Below are 19577 nucleotides of genomic sequence, written 5' to 3'. Positions count from 1 at the left end.
ACGGCGGTTCTCGACAAACACTGCACCTCCAACAAAGTCGAACGACTGTTCTGTACTTAGGGCGTAATAAAACAAGCCTATAATTGCTGACGAAATCGAAAACAACATGAACAACCCACGATGATATTGTCAAACACAGCACATGCCACACTTGCCGTTAATACTTTCGGCGACAAGTATTTTTATTTCATCAATGGCGCTACTTTCAACAAAGTCAGCGCAAAAGTCGTTTTCGAGGCCTCTTTCAGTAAAGCGCTGTTTAATGAAGACTCGCTTTATATCATTGTCGGGACCGACTCAGGCTTATTACCAAAGTTCATTCAACAACAAGGAATACCCTCTGGAACTCGATATATATTTATTGAACCTGAAGAAATTTTGAACCTGCTTGAACAGCAAGGCTTGCTTGACAATTTGCCCCCCGAAATCGCCTGCACAACCCTCGAAAACTGGCAAAAACTAAGCGATGATTTCAAAATCAACGATTACTTCTACATTGATTCGGTCAAACTGCACAATTCAATTGGCGCACAACAAGCGACACTTCAAGATTATCCCGAGCTAAGTTGGCAATTAAATGAAATACTGCAATCGTTGCACTGGCAATACAATGTCGCCATCGGCTGCGAGGCATTTATGGTCCGCCAATTGGAAAATCTCGCCGACAATATATTGCCTGCAAGCCTCTTACAAGACGCGTATCGCGGCCAAACCGTTATCATATTGGCTGGTGGCCCTTCCTTAACTGATCTATTGCCTTGGATAAAACAACACCGAAACAAACTGACGGTTTTTTCAGTTTCACGCGTATCCAGACAATTAATCTCGGCAAACATAGAGCCTGATTTCGTTTTTTCCGTGGACCCGTATGAAGTTAGCGCTGAAGTCAGCAAAGAAATGTTTAAATTTGGCGACAACACCATTTTTGTTCATTCGCATCACGCTTGCCCGACCTTGATCAATCAGTGGCACGGCAAAAGCCTTTACCTAGGTGAACGATTCCCATGGGAAACGAAACTGAACATAAAAAATATTAATAGTGTCGGGCCAACCGTTACCAATACAGCGCTTAATACAGCTTACCGCTTTGGCTTTAGCCGAATTTTACTGGCCGGCTTCGATTTATGCTTTACCAAAGAAGGCATCACACACGCGAAAGGCAGTAACGAGCAACTAGCAGGCCCGAAATACGACCTAACTTCATTGCAAGTCGAAACTTATTGCGGAGAAAAAAGACCCACAGGTCAGGATTATTATGCAGCGCTATCTATTCTTTCTCGACAAGCCCAGTCGATAACGACCGATAACCGAAAAATCATTAATCTTGCAGAGACAGCCGCTAAAGTCGCATTCATCGATCATATTCCCCCTGAAAAAATAACACTCGACGAATTAGACATTCCACCAGACGAGTATGCTGCCCATCTGATTCCATGCTTATCGGAGCCGGAACTCAGCAAGCACTATGCTGCCATTTCAATGGAATTGGAAAAAGCATTGCATCATCTTAAGGGCATTAAAACACTTGCCAAAAAAGCCCTAAAAATCAATGAAGAAATGTATAACCAGGAAGGGCAAATCTCAAATTATCGCGACAAACGCAATCTGGACACTATCGAAAAGAGATTAAATCAAAAATACCGCGATTACAGCGCATTGGTAAAACGATTTGGGATACGAAATTTTCTTAAAATCGCCGCACCGAATAAAGATAACTGGGATGCTGAGTACACCAAAAAAATCGGACGCATCTATTATGAAGCATTCCAAATTGGCTCGACCCGCCTAATCAAACAAGTAGAAGACGCTCTTTCCCGTACACGATCCAGACAAGAAGAGCTCGTAGATAAACCGGATTTTTCACTGCTATTCGATCAATGGAGCAAAGACAAAAGTTACAATCGAGCTAGATTATGGCTCGATCATCACCCAACCGCCTATTTATCCACGGAAACCGAAAATGAAATAGCATCTTTGTCGAAAATGTTCGACGAATTTTTAACGAATGGCGTAACAACGCTAAACTCTCAAGCGAGAACTTCTTCACGATTACCGGAAGTAAAAACAAGAGCCCTTCTTTTATTCAATCACAAAAAAACGGACGAATTAAAAGACCTATACAACGCTTTGAAACTCGACAGCAAAGAACCCGACAAAGAACCTTACCTTTTATTGATTTCAGCATTTATAGCCGAATTGGAAGAGAACGACAATCAAGCGCTCAATTATTATGATGCCATTATAAATTTGGAAACCTCTCCGCTGATCGAAGAAGCATTACTGAGAATTACATCGATCAGCCTTAAACAACTTAACGATGAAAATGCATTCATGGCTCTTGAGTGCCTTGCTCAAATTAACCCGATCTACCTGCCTCTGTACGCTGAATCCGCCAGGATTCTGGGTAGACTGATGATTGCAATCGATAGTTATAACAACTATTTATCTCAATTTCCGGAAGACCTTCAATGCCAATTAAAACTAACCGATCTTTATCTTGAAAACCACATCCCCGATGCCGCTGAAATGATGCTCAATCATATTCTAGATCGAACCCCGGACTTAGAGGCAGCCATTTTATTGAAAAAGAAAATTGCCGACCTCAAAGACCAGAATCATTAACCTAAATTTGGCAGTTTAACCATGAAGCACATGAAGTTCATGAAGGATTTCAAGAAATCACATAAACATTCTCGCTAACCTTTTTGGTAAACAAACTTTCTATACAAACGTATAACAAGTTAATGAATTAACTTGTTATTCTTCATGATCTTCATGGTGAAATGCTTTTTCTAGGATTAACAACGATCACAATGCGGTTTGCATTGCCCAGGAAAATAAAAACAATCTGAGGAACGCATTCATCATAAAAAACATGATGAAAGAAGGGATATACTGAAAAAATAAAAACCGGAGTTAATCCGGCTTCGATTCATCTTGTTCACTTTGATAGGCTTTGACGTTCTTGCGTCCCTGACTTAACAAAGACGCACGCTTTTGCAAGATTTGTTTTCGATCTTTCACGCCAGCTAGATACAAACTGTCTTCCTGCTGAATCTTAAGCAACAAAGCGCTCACGGCAGCACGCCGTGTTGGCTTAATCGGAGCGCTAAATAGCTCTTCGAGACATTCTTGACGATGTGTTAAAATATGATTGAGAGTATCCCAATCTTCGCAATCAATCGCTTGCGCGATTTTATCTGAAAAACCACTCAAAATATCAAGCAAGTCATCCACGGAATCCATTTTTTACTGCTGATAGGCTTCCGGAATTGCATCCCATGCTTCTTTTAACTCACGCATCAACCCACTCACCTCATCCAGAATTTGAATGTTGTTTTCAGAACTCGCCTGAAAAAGCCGTTTATTCATGTAGTCATATAAACTACTCAAGTTTTCGGCAATCTCTCCACCTCGCTCGGCATCTAGACCATCGATCAATCCGCCGACAATAGCGATAGCTTTAGAAATCTGAATGCTTTTTTCCTCAAAATCGCCGCGATCGATCGCGCCTTTAGCCGCGTTGACACGCATTAAAAAACCGCTCATCAGCATTTGAATCAACTTATGAGGGGACGCATCATCTAAAACCGCCTCGTTCTGTACAGCGGCATATTTACTGGCATTATTCCTGTACATACTCGGTCTCATGTTAGCCTCTTTCATTATCTATAATCCTAATTGATTATTTATTGAGCAGCGCCAATTGCTGAGAAACGAAAGCACCAGTCGACTGAAACTGCCCAACTGCGGTATCCATCGCAATGAATTGCTTCATTAAGGCATTTTCCAGATTATCCAGCCTAATCTGCACATTTTCCCTGCGTGTTTCAAATCCTCTGAGCTGATTATTTAGCGACTTGGTTCTTGAATCCAAGGTGCCGCCAGGTTGCAAATATTGTGTCAAACGTTCGCTTAAGCGATTGGCAATACCGTCGGTCGATGAAAAAATATCGCTGATCGACTTTAGATCGCCATTCAATTTCTCACTGAATACTGAGTTATTCAACGACATAACACCGTTCCGATCAACGGTTATTCCGATTAGCGCCAAAGAGTTCGATTCATTAGAAGCGGACTCGACAGGCCTCGATACATCAGTGCGTATCTGGCTTTGAATACTTCTCAGAGTCGAGTCGCCGATTAACGCGCCGGCCACGTTCGATCCAGCATCGTATTTTCCCAAATCCTTGACCACAGTCATTAGACCGTTATATGCCTTGACAAAATCATTCGCCGCATCGGTAATGGCTGCACTATCAATCGATACGTCTAAAGCGAATACGGTGTCCGGATCTTCAACCTTTAAATCCAAGGTTACGCCCGATATAACATCGGAAATGGAATTACTACTGCGCGTGGCAATTTGGCCATCCACTTCAATGATTGCATCTTTAGCCGCACGCTGCTCTTGCATGTTGACGGCCAGCTCTGTCAAACCCGGAGCCGATGAAGAAATTGCTATCGCATTTTCGCTACCGGTTTCTTTGCTGGTCAGCACTAGTTTAAAGCCGTCGTCGACACTAATAATACTTGCAGTCACTCCGGTATTATCCTGCGCATTATTAATCGCGTCGCGAATACCGCTCAATGTATTATTGGTAGCGCCGATGTTAAGTGAAAATTCGTTACCGCCCACAGACAACGTCAATTCGCCGGTACCCACTTCGGCGTTATAACCCGAATAACCGGCCCCGTCGCCTGTAATTAATTTATGCGAAGTCGCAAGCTGGTTGACTTTCAGACTATAGCTACCGGCAATGGCAAGGGTTCCCGCCGTTGCTGTCGCTATATTTTCATTCGATGAAAATGCTTGATGCTTACTGAACAAGCCATCTGTCTTGAGTTTATTCGCCGCGGTTTGAAAGCTCGACAAAGCACTGTTGAGAGTTCCCAAGGCGCTTAGCCGAGATTTAACAGACGATTCTTGGCGATTAATAGCATTAAAAGCCGGCTGACCTTCGGCTCTAACCAATTGGCTTACCAAGCCATTGATATCTATCCCACTACCTATACCTAATGCAGATGTGATTGCCATAACCCACTCCCAATTTAAATAAAAACTATGCCTGCTCCTTCAAAAACACGCCCTGCAATTGCTCGCCATCCAATTCCTTCAAACGCTTCGCTAGCGCCAAAACCTCATCGCTGGGTATTTGCCGCAAAACCTCGCCGCTTTTTTGGTCGACCACGCTAACCACCACTTGATTGGTAGTCTCATCCACTTTAAATTGCAGATTCCGTTGAGCCTCCGCCAATACTTTATTCCCTTGCTCCGCCAACTGCTTGACATCCTCCAACGAAATCAAATTATCAGTTTGTTTACCGTCAGATTCTCTCTCTTGGCCCAATGAATCCTTATTATTAACTCGTTGAACATTATCCGGCGGAACTACTTGCTCTGTATGCTTGTTTTTAACAGCCTGAAATTTAGCGGCATTGCCGTCGCCTTGTGGTGAAGATGTAAAACCTAGCCTGGTGACATTTGAAATATCATTATTCATAACCCACCTCTAACTCACCCTTGTTTCGGATGCCCGATAAAGGGCATCCGACATCTTACCACTTTATCTCAACAAACTAAGCACTGTTTGCGGGGCTTGGTTTGCTTGCGACAGCATCGCGACTCCGGCTTGCTGCAGAATTTGGTTTCGACTTAGAGCAGCGGTTTCGGCGGCAAAATCGGCATCCATGATCCGCGACCGCGCAGCGCTTTGATTTTCAATCGAAGACTGCAGGTTGCTAATCGTAGTCGTAAAGCGGTTTTGCATCGCGCCCAAAGTAGAACGAAACGTATCGATTCTGCTTAACGCTCTATCCAAACCATCGATGACCGCTCCGACAGAACCTGCGGTCACTGCTGTGGCGCCTGCACTCGTCCCGGCCGAGCCGCCAATCACTACAGCCGATAATAGTATGGATCCCAACCCGGTTGAAGCTGCTGCCGATAGATTATTTACAGTTAGCGAAATCCGGTTATCTGAAGTCGTGTTGGCGCCTACTTGAAAGACCTGCCCGGACAATCCGCCATTTAAAATTTTCTTACCGTTAAATTCGGTATTGGTAATAATTCGGCCTATTTCTTTTTGAAGCTGCTCAAATTCTGTTTGTAACTTTGATTGGTCGGCGGCATTCACTGCACCCGTGTTTGACGATTGCACAGCCAAATCCCGCATCCTTTGCAAGGTTTCCGTAATAGAGCCCATTGCGGCTTCAGCCGTCTGCGCCATCGAAATGCCGTCGTTGGCGTTTCTAATAGCCACTGTCATACCTCGGATCTGCGAAGTCATTTTATTCCCGATCGCTAATCCGGCCGCATCGTCTTTTGCGGAGTTGACGCGCAACCCCGAAGACAACCGCTCCATAGAGGTTTTCAGCGAATTATTGGTACTATTCAGCATCCGTTGACTGTTCAGCGAACCGATGTTTGTGTTGATGACCATTGCCATGATGTTATCCTCCACCTCGCCTCAGATGTAATTTCAATCCGAAACAATGCTATTTTGATTGTTGAAAAGAAGTTTCTAAACTCACTAGAGTTATCGTCAATCAACAAAATTACTTTAATCTTTTTTTAATGGTTTTATTTCAAACTCAAAGGGTAATAAACGTCCGCCTCGGCGAGAAGTATCGTCCAGTTCTGACAATGAAAACCATAATCGAGTCAAATGAGCACCATAAGTGTGAACATGCTGCAACATTACGATTGCCGCTGAAACAGCAGGATGCCATTCCAACTCGACCCCATTGCCCAAATCGTCACGAATACAAACTCTGCCATCAGTACAAGCTAAGGCCGACGAACTGGACACCAGCACCGATGCTGCCTTACCGTAATCGACATTTCGATTCAAACAAAACAACTCCTTTCCAGCCCCCCCATTGACACTTTCAATTGTCAAATCTCCCGTAAATACTTCAGGCAACAAAGTCACCTTGCCCACACGCACCGATCCCAATGGTCTCTCATAATCGTCGAATTCATAACGTAACCGTACTTTCTCGGCAACGGTATCCACCAGAATAGTTTTTCGCAACTTACCCTGATCAAAAGCGATTACCGCAGAAATAGACAATTCGCTACCAAACTGCTGAACCTGAGGGCTTACCCATTCCAAATCAGTCAACCGGGCATGCTGACTTGGAATTTCTATCAAAACCCCGCCGGAATAAAAATCCGCACCTAATTCAATAGTCTGAAAATATCCTTGAGATAATGTGCCGATCAGTGCAGCGAAACCCTGCGATTTGAACGCCAAAGTATGGATTGTCATACCACGCCGCTTATTCAGCACTAATTTCAATGCCGGCGTGTTTATTGTAAGAAAAATCCCTTCCTCATCATTTTCGATAAGCACGGATTCCGATATCTTTTGAGGCTTTCGGTGTTCTCGCGGAACAGAATCGGCAAGCGCCCACTTCAATTTTAATCGGACAATCCGATCAAGCGTTTCTTGCCACCGCAAGTCGGTGATGTGAGTACGTAGATCGCTAGCCCATAACTCACAAACTTCCCGCCAACATTCGGAAGAATCCTCGCCGCTTTTCTGCATCGCTTGCCATAATTGATGGCAAACTGTATTGAGCCATAAATCATCTCTCCCCGACACCGCCCAACGATTAATATTATATTTGGCCTGCTTCTTAACTGGGACGGGTTGGATTATCGAAGTGAGCCTGGATATTTTTTTTTCCGTATCGCCAACCTGCCTTGACAACGCCTGGCTCGGACTAAGCCAGTTCAATTCGCATTCGCTTTGTAATTGTTTCAAAACTCTTTCGAACCGCAACCACTCGCCTTCCGAGTGCAACCTGGACTCGGTCGCAAATCGACCGGGGCGGTAATCAAAAATCTCCGCATCGTTACAATAGATAGGCAACATTCTCTCGCCCTGTTCGATACGTCGCTTGATATAAGATGTATATTCCGATACGAGGATATCCCCATGCACCACCCGCTGCAAACGCTGAAATAAAATCGAATCGGACCATAAAACAGGCAAAGAAATTTCACCGCACCCTTGCGCATGCGTAGGCATCGTAGATAGCGGGCTGTGTTCCAACCCTAATGCGAGCCTTACATTATCCCTATCCATGATAATGCCTCGATAACCCGCTTCGGCATAAACGTCGACCAAACCCGTCGAATAAGCCATTTCGTTGACTAATGCAATGTTTGGCACGACATCCAATAACTGCCGATATGCATCCAGGCCCAATGCTTGATTCCGGACATTAACCTGGTAGGGCACCAAGGGTCCGATAATTTGCGACCAACCGCTACCGATCAACTCGCACTGCCCGCTTCGCAACATGCTCCGAAAACAATCAACCCACTCAGGTTCGATCTCAACTATTTGATTGAGCGTCCACCCGGTTAACTCGATTCCAACAGGAACCTTCGTTTTACGGATTAATTCCAGTAAAGGCCAATAACACTTGCGAATAACCTCGGGGCGAGCCTCAGTAGGAATCGACGAGAAAGCCAAGTTCAAATGAAAAATAAGATAGGCGTGCGACATTAAACCAATAACTCGTTCAGCGCTTGCACAAGGCGCCCGCCATTAGCCGCAGCCATTTTTTCTTGAGCGGCGATAGAAAACGCGGAGGCCATTTCATCATCCGCCATCAAGTTCCGCAGTTTTTCCAGCGCATCCAATTCATCACGGGCCACCAAAGCAACATTCTCCTTCGCGATCAGACCTAGCTCGTCATCATCCTTATTGCCATAGGGCGAAAACACCACTGTGGGTATGCCGTAATAGAGCAGTTCAAAAAAACTGACGCCATACACCGTAACGGCATAGTGAGCATCAAGCATCAGTTCATCGAGACTGGAGGGCGCCTGATGATTGTTGAACATTACTGTTGATGATTCGGGAAAGTCGGGTTGCCTTGCATAGGGGCCGATCACCCAATTGACTTGCGTATTATGCGGCAAAGTATCTAACAAAAGCCTTGGTAGCCTCTGCCCCAAGCCCGTAACATCCGCACCGCCGCTCAGAACCAATACATGATTGCCACGACACCAAAGCCTAGGATAAGCCTTGGGATTCAGCAAAAAACAATCCCAACCATATATCACTGGAGTCCCTTGACTCTCCACTACCTCCGGCGGGCAACGGAAAGACGGCATGACAATCAGATCCAAATGATCTTGATAACTGAGTAAACCGTCAACGGCAATGATTTTGCAAGCCTTGGCTCGCAAATTTTTCAAGAGTTTCGCTAAATCGATCGGCAACCACTCTGGAAATAGATCGAAAATAATCAATTGAGAAACTGACGTATCAAGTTGCCTCTCGATCATTTTCGTCAAATCCTCGCCAATCGACAAAAAACAGTGTTCATATTGCTGCAATTCAGGATTTGCGATCGGATCGCCTTGAATCAAAAAGCGAATGCTTACGTCAAATGCCTGCCGCACGATACGCGCAACGGCTAGAGACCGGGTTAAATGCCCAAGCCCGACCTTACTTCCTGCATGGCATACAATGAGAACATTCATTGGTAGGCTGACGTTATTTCAATCGGTCTCGAGTTTCTTTCAAGGGCCGCAAACCATCAATAGGATCTGCCCGCCACATACGATCGGGCAATTCCGACGGAACAGGCTCCTTGACGCCATCACCATCCGCTTCGATGCCCTTATTCACATCCTTTATTACGGCAGCGATCTGATCGGGTAGCCAGCAATGCCCGGCCGCAAATTCCTCACCCTTGCCATCCAGATCGAGATGAAATTCGACCACCTTAGCCCCCCATTTGTGAATGGCCCTATGGATGACTGCCGGTTCAACGGTATGATCCGACCAACCAACCTCGCAACCCGTCTCTCGTCTTAGGGTATCGATCGCAGCAAGATTGGCCTCGGCGTAAGGCGTCGGGTAAGAGGAAGTGCAATGTAACAAAACCGGTGCAGGGCATCCGTTATTTTTCAACACATCGACTGCATGTTGAATCTCCTCCATAGTAGCCATGCCTGTTGACAGCACTACCGGTTTGCCGGTAAGAGCGCATGCAATGAGCAAGTCCCCCCACAAAAGCTCGTACGATGCAATTTTATAAAAATCGACATAGGTCTCGAGTTCAGCGACTGCCTCAAGATAAAATGGCGTGCAAGAGAACTCAACACCCTTATCTTGACATCGCTTAGCCAAAGCAGGTAAGAATTCCACCGGCAACTCCCACTCTCTGCGCTTGCGATGCTTTTCGGAATTGGCTAACACTTCCGGGACAAACAACCGATCAATCTTAAATAACTGAAACTTGATTGCCTGGCAACCGGCTTTGGCGGCTGTATCAATAAAGGCCAAGCTACGCTCCAAATCACAGCGGTGGTTGCTGGATACTTCGGCAATAAATTTAACCACTAATAACCTCAACTTCTATACTATTAATGGCCTGCTCGACTCGTTGAAGAACCTCGTCCCGAGTATCGGCTGACACCAATACATAACCGAAACGGTCATGGTGCGCCTTGACTGTCGGCTGCATTTCGCCGACATTTCGGTAAAAACTGTAACTAAGTAGTCCTGGAACAGTTTTCAGCTCCGCTTCACCATGAATGGCTAAAATTTTGCCTGCTGGAGGAAAGAAATATCGAATAGCCGTGGCTCGCTGCTGTTTAGGCACCAAGTCATCGATTTGTACTGGATTGCCCAAAGCATGATCCATCACTGCTTCCACCAGATTAACCCCAGAAGCCTCCGGAATTTGTTTGGTGGCAAACCATCCACCCGACAAACGTGCAGCCAATTCGATGATCATAGGACGGCCTTGTTCATCTATTACCAAATCCCCTTTGACAATACCTTCTGTAATCCCAAGCGCCGCCGCACCTCGTAACAACAAATCGTCGATTGAAGCTAATTGACTTTGATCTAGCAGTGCCGGAATTGTTCCTCCATCTTCGATGATGTTGGGTTTAAACTGCTCGAGGCGCGCGTAATTTCTTTCTGCGATCGCCGGCGTATAACATTTGCCGTTCAATAAAAACGATTCAGTTGATAGCTGCATTCCGGGAATGAATCGCTCCAAAATCAGCCTACCGCAATCGCCCCAAGACCGAGACTCCGAAATAGCCCAGTCGACATCCACGGAGTTATCAATCAATAAAACTCCGCGTGCACCGCGACCGTCTACCGGTTTTAATACGAAGCGATGTCTCGGTTCAGTAGCTAAGACATGCTGTAATTCATCGGCGGTATCAACCTGAGTAAACCAAGGGCAAGCAACGCCATAATCTAAAAAGCGCCGCTTCATGACTAATTTGTCAATTACCGCGCGTGCCGCATCCAAATCTATTGAAGGCAAGCCTAGCGCGTCCGCCACTCTAGCTACCGTATAAGGTACGTCATTGGCAATAGTCATGACACCGTTGATCGGATGCCTTTGGTGAAACGATTGTGCTGCCGCCAGCGTCCCTTCAGCATCTCGAGTAGAAACCAGAATAGCATGATCGGCTAATGCAAAGCCTGGCGCGCCGGGGTCCATATCGCTACCGACCACAAAAAAACCTCGCCTTTTGGCCAATTCGTAAGCCGGTACCTGCTCCACCCCAGCGCCGACGATCAGCAGCGTCTTAACCAAAATACATGCCTCCGTTGACGTTGATAGTCTGGCCGGTGATATAGGCTGCATCGTCGCTGGCCAGAAAAGCCGCGACCGATGCCACCTCATTCACTGTTGCTATCCGACCGACCGGTATGTTTTTGACTTTCTCCCGGCCTGCTTCCGTATTTAATTCATTGGTCGACATATCGGTCTGCACTAACCCAGGAGCGATGGCGTTTGTGGTTATCCCAAATTTCGAATACACCTTGGCCAAGGACCGCGTCAAACCGATCAGTCCAGCTTTGGCGACGGCATAATGGACCTGGTTAACGCCTCCCCACTGCCCACCGATCGATGTGATATTGATGATGCGCCCCCATGATCTCTTCTGCATGCCGTTGATGACTTCTTGCGAACATACAAAGGCGCCTCTCAGATTGACATCCATCATCCGGTTCCAATCTTCGTCGGTAATGGTTTCGAAGGGCTTTTCTTGAGCAATCGCAGCATTGTTGACCAATATGCCGATGTCGCCAAACTCACTGGTGACTCGTGCAATAGCTCGTCGCACGTTACCCCGGTCCTCAATCATGATTTCGACAGCTATCGCTTTACCGCCGGCGCGAACGATCTTCTCGGCTTCAGCGCTAGCCAGCGAAGCATTTCTAGCATAACCCAATGCCACGGCATGACCGGCATCACTCAACGCTCTGGCAATCATCAACCCGATACCGCGACTGGATCCGGTAACCAATGCAACTTTATCTTGCGTCATACTTTTCTCCCGATGACCTTGATCGCCGCGTTAGCGATATACTCGCTAGTCAATTGGTATTTCTCCGCCAATTCGTCAGGCTCTCCCGACTCGCCGAAGCTATCGCGAATGCCAATGAATTCGATCGGGCAGGGATGAATTCTCGCCAAGGACTCCGCCACCGCACCACCCAAACCGCCGACGATATTGTGGTCTTCCGCAGTTACAAAACAGCCTGTCTCTTCGGCGCAAATTTTCAATAAATTGCTATCTAAGGGTTTGAGCGTAGCCATGTTGACCACGCGTGCGTAAATACCTCGATCTGCCAGCGCGTCTGCTGCATCAAGGGCCCTTGCTACTTCAACACCGCAGGCCACTATTGTAACGTCGCTGCCGTTGCGCAAAATCTTGCCCTTACCCAATTCAAAACGATAATCGGCTGGCAAGATACGTTGCGCGGGACTGCGTCCAGTACGCATATAAACAGGACCTTGATAATTCAAGATTTCAAACGTGGCTTGCTCAACTTCTAAGGCATCGGCCGGCGACACTACCACCATATTGGGCATGGATCGGAATACGGCCAAGTCCTCAAGGCATTGTGCCGACGCACCATCCGGGCCGACATCGAGACCGGGATGACTGGCGACAATTTTGACATTGCGCTTGGGATAAGCAACCGCTAGCCTTGCCTGCTCCAACGCCCGCAAAGTAAACACGGCAAAAGTGGTCACAAATACCGGCGCGCCAGTGGCGGCAAATCCTCCGGCCGCCGCAGTCATGTTTTGCTCGGCGATACCGAATTGGAAGAAGCGTTGGGGATATGCCTTGCGGAAATGGTGAACGCCGGTGCCGCCGGCCACATCGGCATCGAACACGACAAAATCGGCGTGACTGGCTGCCAGTTTGACCAGGGTTCTGCCGAAGGCCTCACGAAGGGAATCGCCGCTGGTACCAATCAACACCGGCGCTGAGATAGTTTGCATCTGCTCGCTCATGATCGTTCACTCCAAATACTGCCGTCAAGATAGGCGGGTATCCGGTCTTCTTCGGTGCCGAGATCGCGCAAAGCCTGTTGGAGTTCTTCGGCACGTAACTTAACGCTGCCGTGCCAGGCCGGCACGCCAGCCATGTAGGACACGCCCTGACCTTTAACTGTATGCGCGATTATAACCACCGGTTTGCAGCTCGAACTTTTGGCAGTAATAAAGGCGGCATCAATCTGCTCGAAGTCGTGACCATCGATTTCAACGACAAGCCAACCGAAGGCTTCCCACTTGGCCCGCAATGGCTCCAAGCCGATGATATTATCATTGAAGTCATCACTCTGAATTTTATTGTAATCAACAATCGCGCAAAGTTTATCCAGTTCGAATTGCGCAGCGCACATCGCACCTTCCCAAACCTCTCCCTCTTGAAGTTCGCCGTCGCCCAACATGACGTAAACTCGCGATGGGTCGTTTTGTTGACGCAAGCCCATTGCCATTCCGATCGCAATCGAAAATCCTTGTCCCAAGGAACCAGTGCTTGCTTCAACCGCAGGCATGACAGACACATGCGGATGACCTTGCAACGGCGAACCTAGTTTACGCAAAGATATCAGAGACGATTTTGGAATCCAACCGGCTTCCGCCAGCACAGCATACAATATCGGGCAAGAATGACCCTTGGATAGTATAAAACGGTCTTGTTTGGTTTTGCCGCCCTCCGCAAAAAACAAGTAGGCCAACAAATCGGCACAGGACAACGCACCGCCGGGATGACCGGAACCGGCATGGTAAATCGAGAATAAGGCATCGCGTCGAATCTGATTGGCTTTAATCGATAATTCGTTCATGGTGGGATATAAATTAATTAATACAGCGAGGAAGGCAAATCGACGGCTTGGTTAGGTAATGCGAAACAAAGCATCGTACCCTCAATATAAAATATATCCCTATCGTTGGCTATCTCATTGATATATTGCGTCAACTCGGGATATAAATCACTGTTATAGTCGTGCCAAGCGACACAGGCATTCGGATTAGTTTTATCGAGTATTTGGTAAGCATGTTCGGTATCGGGTTTAGCGACAAAAAGATCGTGGCCGCCGTCTATCCAGATAAAATCGAAAGTAGGCAATTGTGAATAATCATACTGCGTCGAATCGCAAAGAATTTTGGTAATTCTATCCAAACCTTTAATATGATTCGACCCAGCCGCCTGGGTTTTCTTGATCAATTCGATATCTGCGTGATTGACCTCTTTATCCAAGATTTCCTGAGTCAAATTGCCTATGTCAATGGTGTAGATTTGGGCCTGGCTATTATCATGAAAAAGCCGTGTGGTAGCACCCACATAGGTGCCGAACTCAAATATCCGTTTGGGATTAGCGTATTTCATTAAGGCGTAAATCAACGCTTTTTCCAACAACGTCGGGCTACCGCCGGTATAGGTATGGCGATTAGGGACGACCAAGCGCATTTCGTTGAAACAGTCTTCGGCTTGGTCGATCAAATTGAAAACAACGTGAGGGCGTATAAACTTGAGGCTCATGATTTATCTCTAAAATTTCTTTCATTCAAAAATGGTTATTTAATTCCTAAGAGGCTTTAAAGGCACATTAAAAACCGTCAGGTAATCGATAACGAATAAGCTTGTCCTAATATCTAATAGACATGAATCATATCGTACAAACATACTAACGCTTCAGCCGGCACGCCCAACTCCAAGGCCGAGGTAACCATCCGCTCCTGACTGCCGTAGCTGGAAACCAACAAGCGACATTCCGTCCAATCCATCTCAGACAGAATCTTGGATGAAAAAATCGGTAAGCCTCGCCAACTTTTACCTTGTTTCAATGGGTCGCTGTCAACCACGATATATTGGCGTTTACGATTTTGCCTAAATAAAGAAGTTATCTGATACACAAACTCGCTATGCATCCCACCGCCCCATATCACCATGCGTGGCACATCGGCACAACTGGCAATCCGTTTTTCGACCGTCGCTAAATTGGTAAACCAATGCGCCAAATACGCATGCGCCAACCCCAAATCACCAGAATTGGAGAGCACGGCGTCCCTTACCTCGCCGGGCTGCACCAACACCCGGTAACCATTGTAACCCTCTATTTTTTGGCTTTCCAACAACAGCCATCCCGCACGTTGCAATAGTTGCCGCAAACTATTAAGACTGAAATGAGTCATGTGCTGCACGGACAAAAAACCGTTAATATCGTTGGTGTTGCCGAACTCGATCACTGGCACTTCAATTACTAACTTAGTATCGGCATGGGATAAGTTGTGCAAATGCCGTAGTACCGCCAGCGGATTGGACAAATGTTCCAATACATGAAACATGGTGATGACATCGGGTTGTATCGGGCATGTAAATGATTCGAAAGCTCCATGCACCAATTCTAAGTCCGCCTCCCCGTATTGGGCCAAACCGTTAGCAATGGCAATGGCATCGATGTCGACCCCTATACGGCGTATATTTGTTGGCAACTGACTTAAAAACCGACCGTCGTAGCAACCAATGTCCAACAAGTTTACTCCAGTATTCAGCAAACTTCTTGCGACCAGCCAACTCTGTTGTTCCAGCGGACGTCCCTCACTGGCCCCGTAACTACAGCCCGCCTCCGCAAATAAATAATCAAACCCAACCGAGCTATAGCAAGGATTCAGGTAAATCGCTTGGCAATCTAAGCATTGCACGTTACGAACTGTCGTCCGTTTAGGCGATTCGACCGCATCGCTAAAAAATTGAAAATCTTTGAATTCCAACAACACCCGATACCGCAAACTATCGCAAACAGGGCAAGGCCGATGGCAAGTCAGAGAGGGATCGGTTTGATTACCGACGAAGCTATCTATGCTAACCCAGGGCAGCTTGGTTTCGTTGCTCATGTTTTTATCCTTTTGTAATTGTGTTTGAAGCCCGATACGTTTTAGACTGCGTTTTTTTGAATTTGAAACCAAACTTTGAACATCAATTCCGCTCGTATCCAATCTTCCTCGGTATCGATGTCTTGTACTTGATGGCGCGGCAACACGATAGGTAACACTAAATCCGCCGGCAATAAAGTATCCTGCAATAATGCTGGAGTGCGCTCCCAATAAAACTGACCGGCATCATGATAAGCAGGCTCCAAATCTTGGGAACGCGTCATTCTATAGTCGGGTTGCATCATTTCAACCCCTCCAGAGGAGGTAATCCTCAATGCCCGTTGAATTGGATATGGAAAACTGGTCACGGTAAAAGCAGCCGCCTTAGCTTGATCAACTAAGGCTTGATAACCGGCGCGTAAATCCGCAGCACGAATGAAAGGAGCGGTAGCATACAGAGTACATACGCACTCGATATCTCCGTAATGTTCTAGCGACCATTTCAAAGCATGCCGGGTTACAGCGCCCGTACCAGTAAAATCATTGGACAATTCTGCAGGCCGCATGAATGGTACTTCTGCGCCCCAGTTCCTGGCAACCTCTGCGATTTCCTCATCATCGGTAGACACGATGATATGATCGAACAGGTCGCTAACTTTGGCCGCTTCGATAGACCAAGCAATTATCGGCTTGCCACAAAAATCCTTGATGTTCTTACGTGGAATACGTTTACTTCCGCCCCGTGCGGGTATTACAGCTATTTTCACTCGTGCTCCATTAAATTCACAACCGAGACAAAAAAGCCTCAATTATTCACACCCCTTATTAACCAAAATAATCAAGGACTATCATTTTATTACACTTCGCCATTCAAATATTAAACAACCCAGTTGATTGTCTTTATTCCGTTAGATATAGAGCCTAATAAAAGTTGGAGGCTCTGATTTGATTTGCAGTCATTGATTCAACCGAACCTAATTTAAACTTGCCCCCAAAACCTTAGCTACCTCGCAAAGTTGCCATTCAGTCAAGTCGGGATAAAGAGGTAATGAGATTGCTTCGCCGTAATACTTTTCGGCTTCCGGATAGTCGCCTAGCTGAAAACCTTTGTTTTTATAATATGGTTGTAAATGAACAGGAATATAGTGCATGTTGATGCCTATGCCCGAATTACGCAACAGACGAAATACTTCCAAATGGGATTTGCCTATTCGCGAATTCTGCAACCTTATAACGAACAAATGAAGAGCAGAACGACAGTCATTCGGTTGCAGTTGCCAATTTACCGGAAAATCTATCAGCCTTTGCCTATAAAGGCCGGCTAACTGATGCCGGCGCTCGACAAATATATCCAACCGTTTAAGCTGACTCAGCCCCAACGCTGCTTGCAAGTCGGTCATCCGGTAATTGAAACCCAGCTCGATTTGCTGATAATACCAGGGCCCGTCCGGTTCATGCGTCATTTGATTTGCATCGCGGGTGATACCGTGACTGCGCAGCAAAGCCATTCTTCGGGCAAGTTCGATATCGTTCGTCACAGCAATGCCGCCTTCGCCGGTAGTCATAATTTTCACAGGGTGAAAACTGAATACGGTGATGTCGGAATAACGACAATTTCCGACCGGTTCGTCACGATATCGTCCACCAATCGCATGCGAGGCATCTTCGATAATTTTGAAACCGTAGCGCCGGCTTAATTCGCGGATCGCTACCATATCGCAAGACAACCCGCCGAAATGCACTGGAATCACAACCTTGGGCAAGCGACCTTGGCACTCGGCCTCGGCTAATTTTTTCGTCAAGCATTCTACGCTTAGATTATAGGTATCGGGGTCGATGTCGACAAAATCGACACCGGCGCCACAATACAGCGCGCAATTGGCACTGGCGACAAAAGTGATCGGACTGGTCCAAACCATATCGCCCGACTTGACATCCAGCGCCAGACAGGCAAGATGCAGGGCTGACGTAGCGCTGTTGACCGCCACGGCATGACTAGCCCGGCAATAATCGGCCACGGATTGCTCAAACCGAGGAACAACAGGTCCTTGCGTCAAAAAATCGGACTTTAGCACCTCGACCACAGCTTGAATATCGTCCTCTGAAATACTTTGCCGGCTATAGGGTATCATTCCAAACAACCTTATTCATGATTCCTAAAGCTATCGACCAACAAACGTAATTCATCGATCGATAAAAAACGCTCATTGCTACCGCTATCATATCGAAATCCGGGAGGAACTTTTTGCGAGCCGGTGCGGGCGCAATAATTTTTCATGTTGTATGCGGCTCCCGCCGGCAAAATCGCATAATAGGATTCTAAATCGACCGTGTTGAAACTATCGCTGACGGTGATCATTTCCTCATGGATTTTTTCGCCGGCACGAATCCCGACTATCCGGTGTTCGCATTCCGGACCAATAGCCATCGCTAAATCGGTAATCCGATACGAGGGAATCTTCGGCACCAGCACTTCCCCCCCCCAGGCGTTCTCGATCGCCCAGAGCACCATATCCACGCCCTCTTGAAGACTGATATTAAAGCGCGTCATCTCCGGGTCGGTAATCGGCAAAATACCGGTTTTACGTTGTTGCAAAAAAAACGGGACTACCGAGCCTCGGCTACCCATAACATTACCATAACGCACGACACTAAAGCGTATATCTCTAGAGCCTTTAATATTATTGGCGGCCACAAACAGCTTATCGGAACATAGCTTGGTAGCGCCATAGAGATTGATTGGCGCGGCGGCTTTGTCAGTCGAGAGTGCCACCACCCGTTGCACCCCGGTATCTAAACAGGCTTCGATCAGGTTTTGCGCGCCCAATACATTGGTCTTGATGCACTCAAAAGGATTGTATTCGGCAGCCGGCACCTGTTTGAGTGCGGCCGCATGTATCACGATATCGATATCTTCCAGCGCTCTCTTCAAACGACTTTGATCCCTGATATCGCCAATAAAATAGCGCATGCATTTTTGATTAAAAACCTGCCGCATTTCATATTGCTTGAGCTCATCCCTAGAAAAAATAACCAGTTTATTTGGATCGTAACGCTCCAACAATACTTTTGCGCATTGCTTTCCGAAGGACCCGGTACCGCCGGTTATCAATATATTTTTTCCTTGTAGCATGATTCTGTTCTTTATTTTTTTGCTTTGAAAGCATGCCCTGATTTGTAAGATCGTTCAGCCAATTGTTCGCAAATTGTTGATAACGTTATTCCGGCAGGGAATTATTCCTAGGCAACCTATCCTGCCCGACTCGCTATAGGGTAGCTGCATAAGATTTTGAATTGTAAACCAAGCCCTATGGATGAAAAAGCATGCCGCGCATAACACTGGATCCCTGCTTCTTCGCGAATATGACGTTCTAACTAAATCGACTTGCTATCCAGGA

The 19577-nt window shown here is 46.6% G+C and carries 18 protein-coding genes; 1 reads left to right on the top strand and 17 read right to left on the bottom strand.

Going from position 1 to position 19577, the window contains the following annotated elements; all coding sequences use genetic code 11:
- Positions 1-120 precede the first annotated feature (120 nt).
- The gene (locus WJM45_RS03990) at positions 121-2622 is read left to right on the top strand and encodes a 6-hydroxymethylpterin diphosphokinase MptE-like protein (protein WP_341327695.1); all 2502 of its coding nucleotides are present in this window, start codon (positions 121-123) and stop codon (positions 2620-2622) included.
- Positions 2623-2916: 294 nt separating this feature from the next.
- On the opposite strand, the gene fliT is transcribed toward WJM45_RS03990, so the two are convergent.
- From fliT to pseB, 17 genes are all read right to left on the bottom strand, one after another.
- The gene (gene fliT / locus WJM45_RS03985; protein WP_341327694.1) at positions 2917-3246 is read right to left on the bottom strand and encodes a flagellar protein FliT; all 330 of its coding nucleotides are present in this window, start codon (positions 3244-3246) and stop codon (positions 2917-2919) included.
- 3 nt (positions 3247-3249) lie between these two features.
- Positions 3250-3666, bottom strand: coding sequence for a flagellar export chaperone FliS (gene fliS / locus WJM45_RS03980; RefSeq protein ID WP_341327693.1), 417 nt, complete (start codon positions 3664-3666; stop codon positions 3250-3252).
- 19 nt (positions 3667-3685) lie between these two features.
- Positions 3686-5038, bottom strand: coding sequence for a flagellar filament capping protein FliD (gene fliD, locus WJM45_RS03975; protein WP_341327692.1), 1353 nt, complete (start codon positions 5036-5038; stop codon positions 3686-3688).
- Between the two features lie 25 nt (positions 5039-5063).
- Positions 5064-5504, bottom strand: a complete 441-nt coding sequence (locus tag WJM45_RS03970) for a flagellar protein FlaG (protein ID WP_341327691.1) — start codon at positions 5502-5504, stop codon at positions 5064-5066.
- Between the two features lie 63 nt (positions 5505-5567).
- The gene (locus WJM45_RS03965; RefSeq protein WP_341327690.1) at positions 5568-6449 is read right to left on the bottom strand and encodes a flagellin; all 882 of its coding nucleotides are present in this window, start codon (positions 6447-6449) and stop codon (positions 5568-5570) included.
- A 114-nt stretch (positions 6450-6563) separates the two neighbouring features.
- Entirely contained in the window at positions 6564-8522 is a 1959-nt protein-coding gene (locus WJM45_RS03960) for a hypothetical protein (RefSeq protein ID WP_341327689.1), read from the bottom strand.
- Entirely contained in the window at positions 8522-9508 is a 987-nt protein-coding gene (locus tag WJM45_RS03955) for a hypothetical protein (protein ID WP_341327688.1), read from the bottom strand. Before WJM45_RS03955 ends, WJM45_RS03960 begins: the two co-directional genes overlap by 1 nt.
- Positions 9509-9521: 13 nt before the next feature.
- The gene (locus tag WJM45_RS03950) at positions 9522-10373 is read right to left on the bottom strand and encodes an N-acetylneuraminate synthase family protein (RefSeq protein WP_341327687.1); all 852 of its coding nucleotides are present in this window, start codon (positions 10371-10373) and stop codon (positions 9522-9524) included.
- Positions 10366-11592 carry an ATP-grasp domain-containing protein gene (locus WJM45_RS03945; RefSeq protein WP_341327686.1) on the bottom strand — a complete coding sequence of 409 codons (1227 nt, stop codon included), beginning with the start codon at positions 11590-11592 and terminating at the stop codon, positions 10366-10368. Before WJM45_RS03945 ends, WJM45_RS03950 begins: the two co-directional genes overlap by 8 nt.
- Complete coding sequence (locus tag WJM45_RS03940; RefSeq protein ID WP_341327685.1) at positions 11585-12331, bottom strand: 3-oxoacyl-ACP reductase family protein; 747 nt, start codon at positions 12329-12331, stop codon at positions 11585-11587. Before WJM45_RS03940 ends, WJM45_RS03945 begins: the two co-directional genes overlap by 8 nt.
- Positions 12328-13296 carry a transketolase C-terminal domain-containing protein gene (locus tag WJM45_RS03935; RefSeq protein WP_341327684.1) on the bottom strand — a complete coding sequence of 323 codons (969 nt, stop codon included), beginning with the start codon at positions 13294-13296 and terminating at the stop codon, positions 12328-12330. The genes WJM45_RS03940 and WJM45_RS03935 overlap by 4 nt, the downstream gene beginning before the upstream one ends.
- A gap of 8 nt (positions 13297-13304) precedes the next feature.
- Positions 13305-14147 (bottom strand): transketolase, encoded by an 843-nt coding sequence (locus WJM45_RS03930; RefSeq protein ID WP_341327683.1) that lies wholly within the window; start codon positions 14145-14147, stop codon positions 13305-13307.
- Positions 14148-14164: 17 nt separating this feature from the next.
- On the bottom strand, positions 14165-14845 hold the full coding sequence (locus WJM45_RS03925) for a class I SAM-dependent methyltransferase (RefSeq protein WP_341327682.1): 681 nt from the start codon (positions 14843-14845) through the stop codon (positions 14165-14167).
- A gap of 113 nt (positions 14846-14958) precedes the next feature.
- The gene (locus WJM45_RS03920) at positions 14959-16200 is read right to left on the bottom strand and encodes a class I SAM-dependent methyltransferase (protein ID WP_341327681.1); all 1242 of its coding nucleotides are present in this window, start codon (positions 16198-16200) and stop codon (positions 14959-14961) included.
- Between the two features lie 41 nt (positions 16201-16241).
- Entirely contained in the window at positions 16242-16946 is a 705-nt protein-coding gene (gene pseF, locus WJM45_RS03915; protein ID WP_341327680.1) for a pseudaminic acid cytidylyltransferase, read from the bottom strand.
- A gap of 207 nt (positions 16947-17153) precedes the next feature.
- Entirely contained in the window at positions 17154-18311 is a 1158-nt protein-coding gene (pseC, locus tag WJM45_RS03910; RefSeq protein ID WP_341327679.1) for a UDP-4-amino-4,6-dideoxy-N-acetyl-beta-L-altrosamine transaminase, read from the bottom strand.
- Positions 18312-18322: 11 nt separating this feature from the next.
- Positions 18323-19312, bottom strand: coding sequence for a UDP-N-acetylglucosamine 4,6-dehydratase (inverting) (gene pseB / locus WJM45_RS03905; RefSeq protein WP_341327678.1), 990 nt, complete (start codon positions 19310-19312; stop codon positions 18323-18325).
- Between the last annotated feature and the right edge of the window lie 265 nt (positions 19313-19577).

It is taken from the genome of Methylotuvimicrobium sp. KM2, from assembly GCF_038051925.1.
In the GTDB taxonomy this organism is placed as follows: domain Bacteria; phylum Pseudomonadota; class Gammaproteobacteria; order Methylococcales; family Methylomonadaceae; genus Methylotuvimicrobium.
The sequence above is the reverse complement of the archived record's forward strand: the minus strand, read 5'-3'. Positions and strand labels throughout refer to the sequence as shown.

Bases quoted from the DNA above. Each gene is read 5' to 3' on its own strand.
- WJM45_RS03990 (WP_341327695.1), top strand. From the start codon at position 121: ATGATATTGTCAAACACAGCACATGCCACACTTGCCGTTAATACTTTC.
- fliT (WP_341327694.1), bottom strand. From the start codon at position 3,246: ATGGATTCCGTGGATGACTTGCTTGATATTTTGAGTGGTTTTTCAGAT.
- fliS (WP_341327693.1), bottom strand. From the start codon at position 3,666: ATGAAAGAGGCTAACATGAGACCGAGTATGTACAGGAATAATGCCAGT.
- fliD (WP_341327692.1), bottom strand. From the start codon at position 5,038: ATGGCAATCACATCTGCATTAGGTATAGGTAGTGGGATAGATATCAAT.
- WJM45_RS03970 (WP_341327691.1), bottom strand. From the start codon at position 5,504: ATGAATAATGATATTTCAAATGTCACCAGGCTAGGTTTTACATCTTCA.
- WJM45_RS03965 (WP_341327690.1), bottom strand. From the start codon at position 6,449: ATGGCAATGGTCATCAACACAAACATCGGTTCGCTGAACAGTCAACGG.
- WJM45_RS03960 (WP_341327689.1), bottom strand. From the start codon at position 8,522: ATGTCGCACGCCTATCTTATTTTTCATTTGAACTTGGCTTTCTCGTCG.
- WJM45_RS03955 (WP_341327688.1), bottom strand. From the start codon at position 9,508: ATGAATGTTCTCATTGTATGCCATGCAGGAAGTAAGGTCGGGCTTGGG.
- WJM45_RS03940 (WP_341327685.1), bottom strand. From the start codon at position 12,331: ATGACGCAAGATAAAGTTGCATTGGTTACCGGATCCAGTCGCGGTATC.
- WJM45_RS03935 (WP_341327684.1), bottom strand. From the start codon at position 13,296: ATGCAAACTATCTCAGCGCCGGTGTTGATTGGTACCAGCGGCGATTCC.
- WJM45_RS03930 (WP_341327683.1), bottom strand. From the start codon at position 14,147: ATGAACGAATTATCGATTAAAGCCAATCAGATTCGACGCGATGCCTTA.
- WJM45_RS03925 (WP_341327682.1), bottom strand. From the start codon at position 14,845: ATGAGCCTCAAGTTTATACGCCCTCACGTTGTTTTCAATTTGATCGAC.
- WJM45_RS03920 (WP_341327681.1), bottom strand. From the start codon at position 16,200: ATGAGCAACGAAACCAAGCTGCCCTGGGTTAGCATAGATAGCTTCGTC.
- pseC (WP_341327679.1), bottom strand. From the start codon at position 18,311: ATGATACCCTATAGCCGGCAAAGTATTTCAGAGGACGATATTCAAGCT.
- pseB (WP_341327678.1), bottom strand. From the start codon at position 19,312: ATGCTACAAGGAAAAAATATATTGATAACCGGCGGTACCGGGTCCTTC.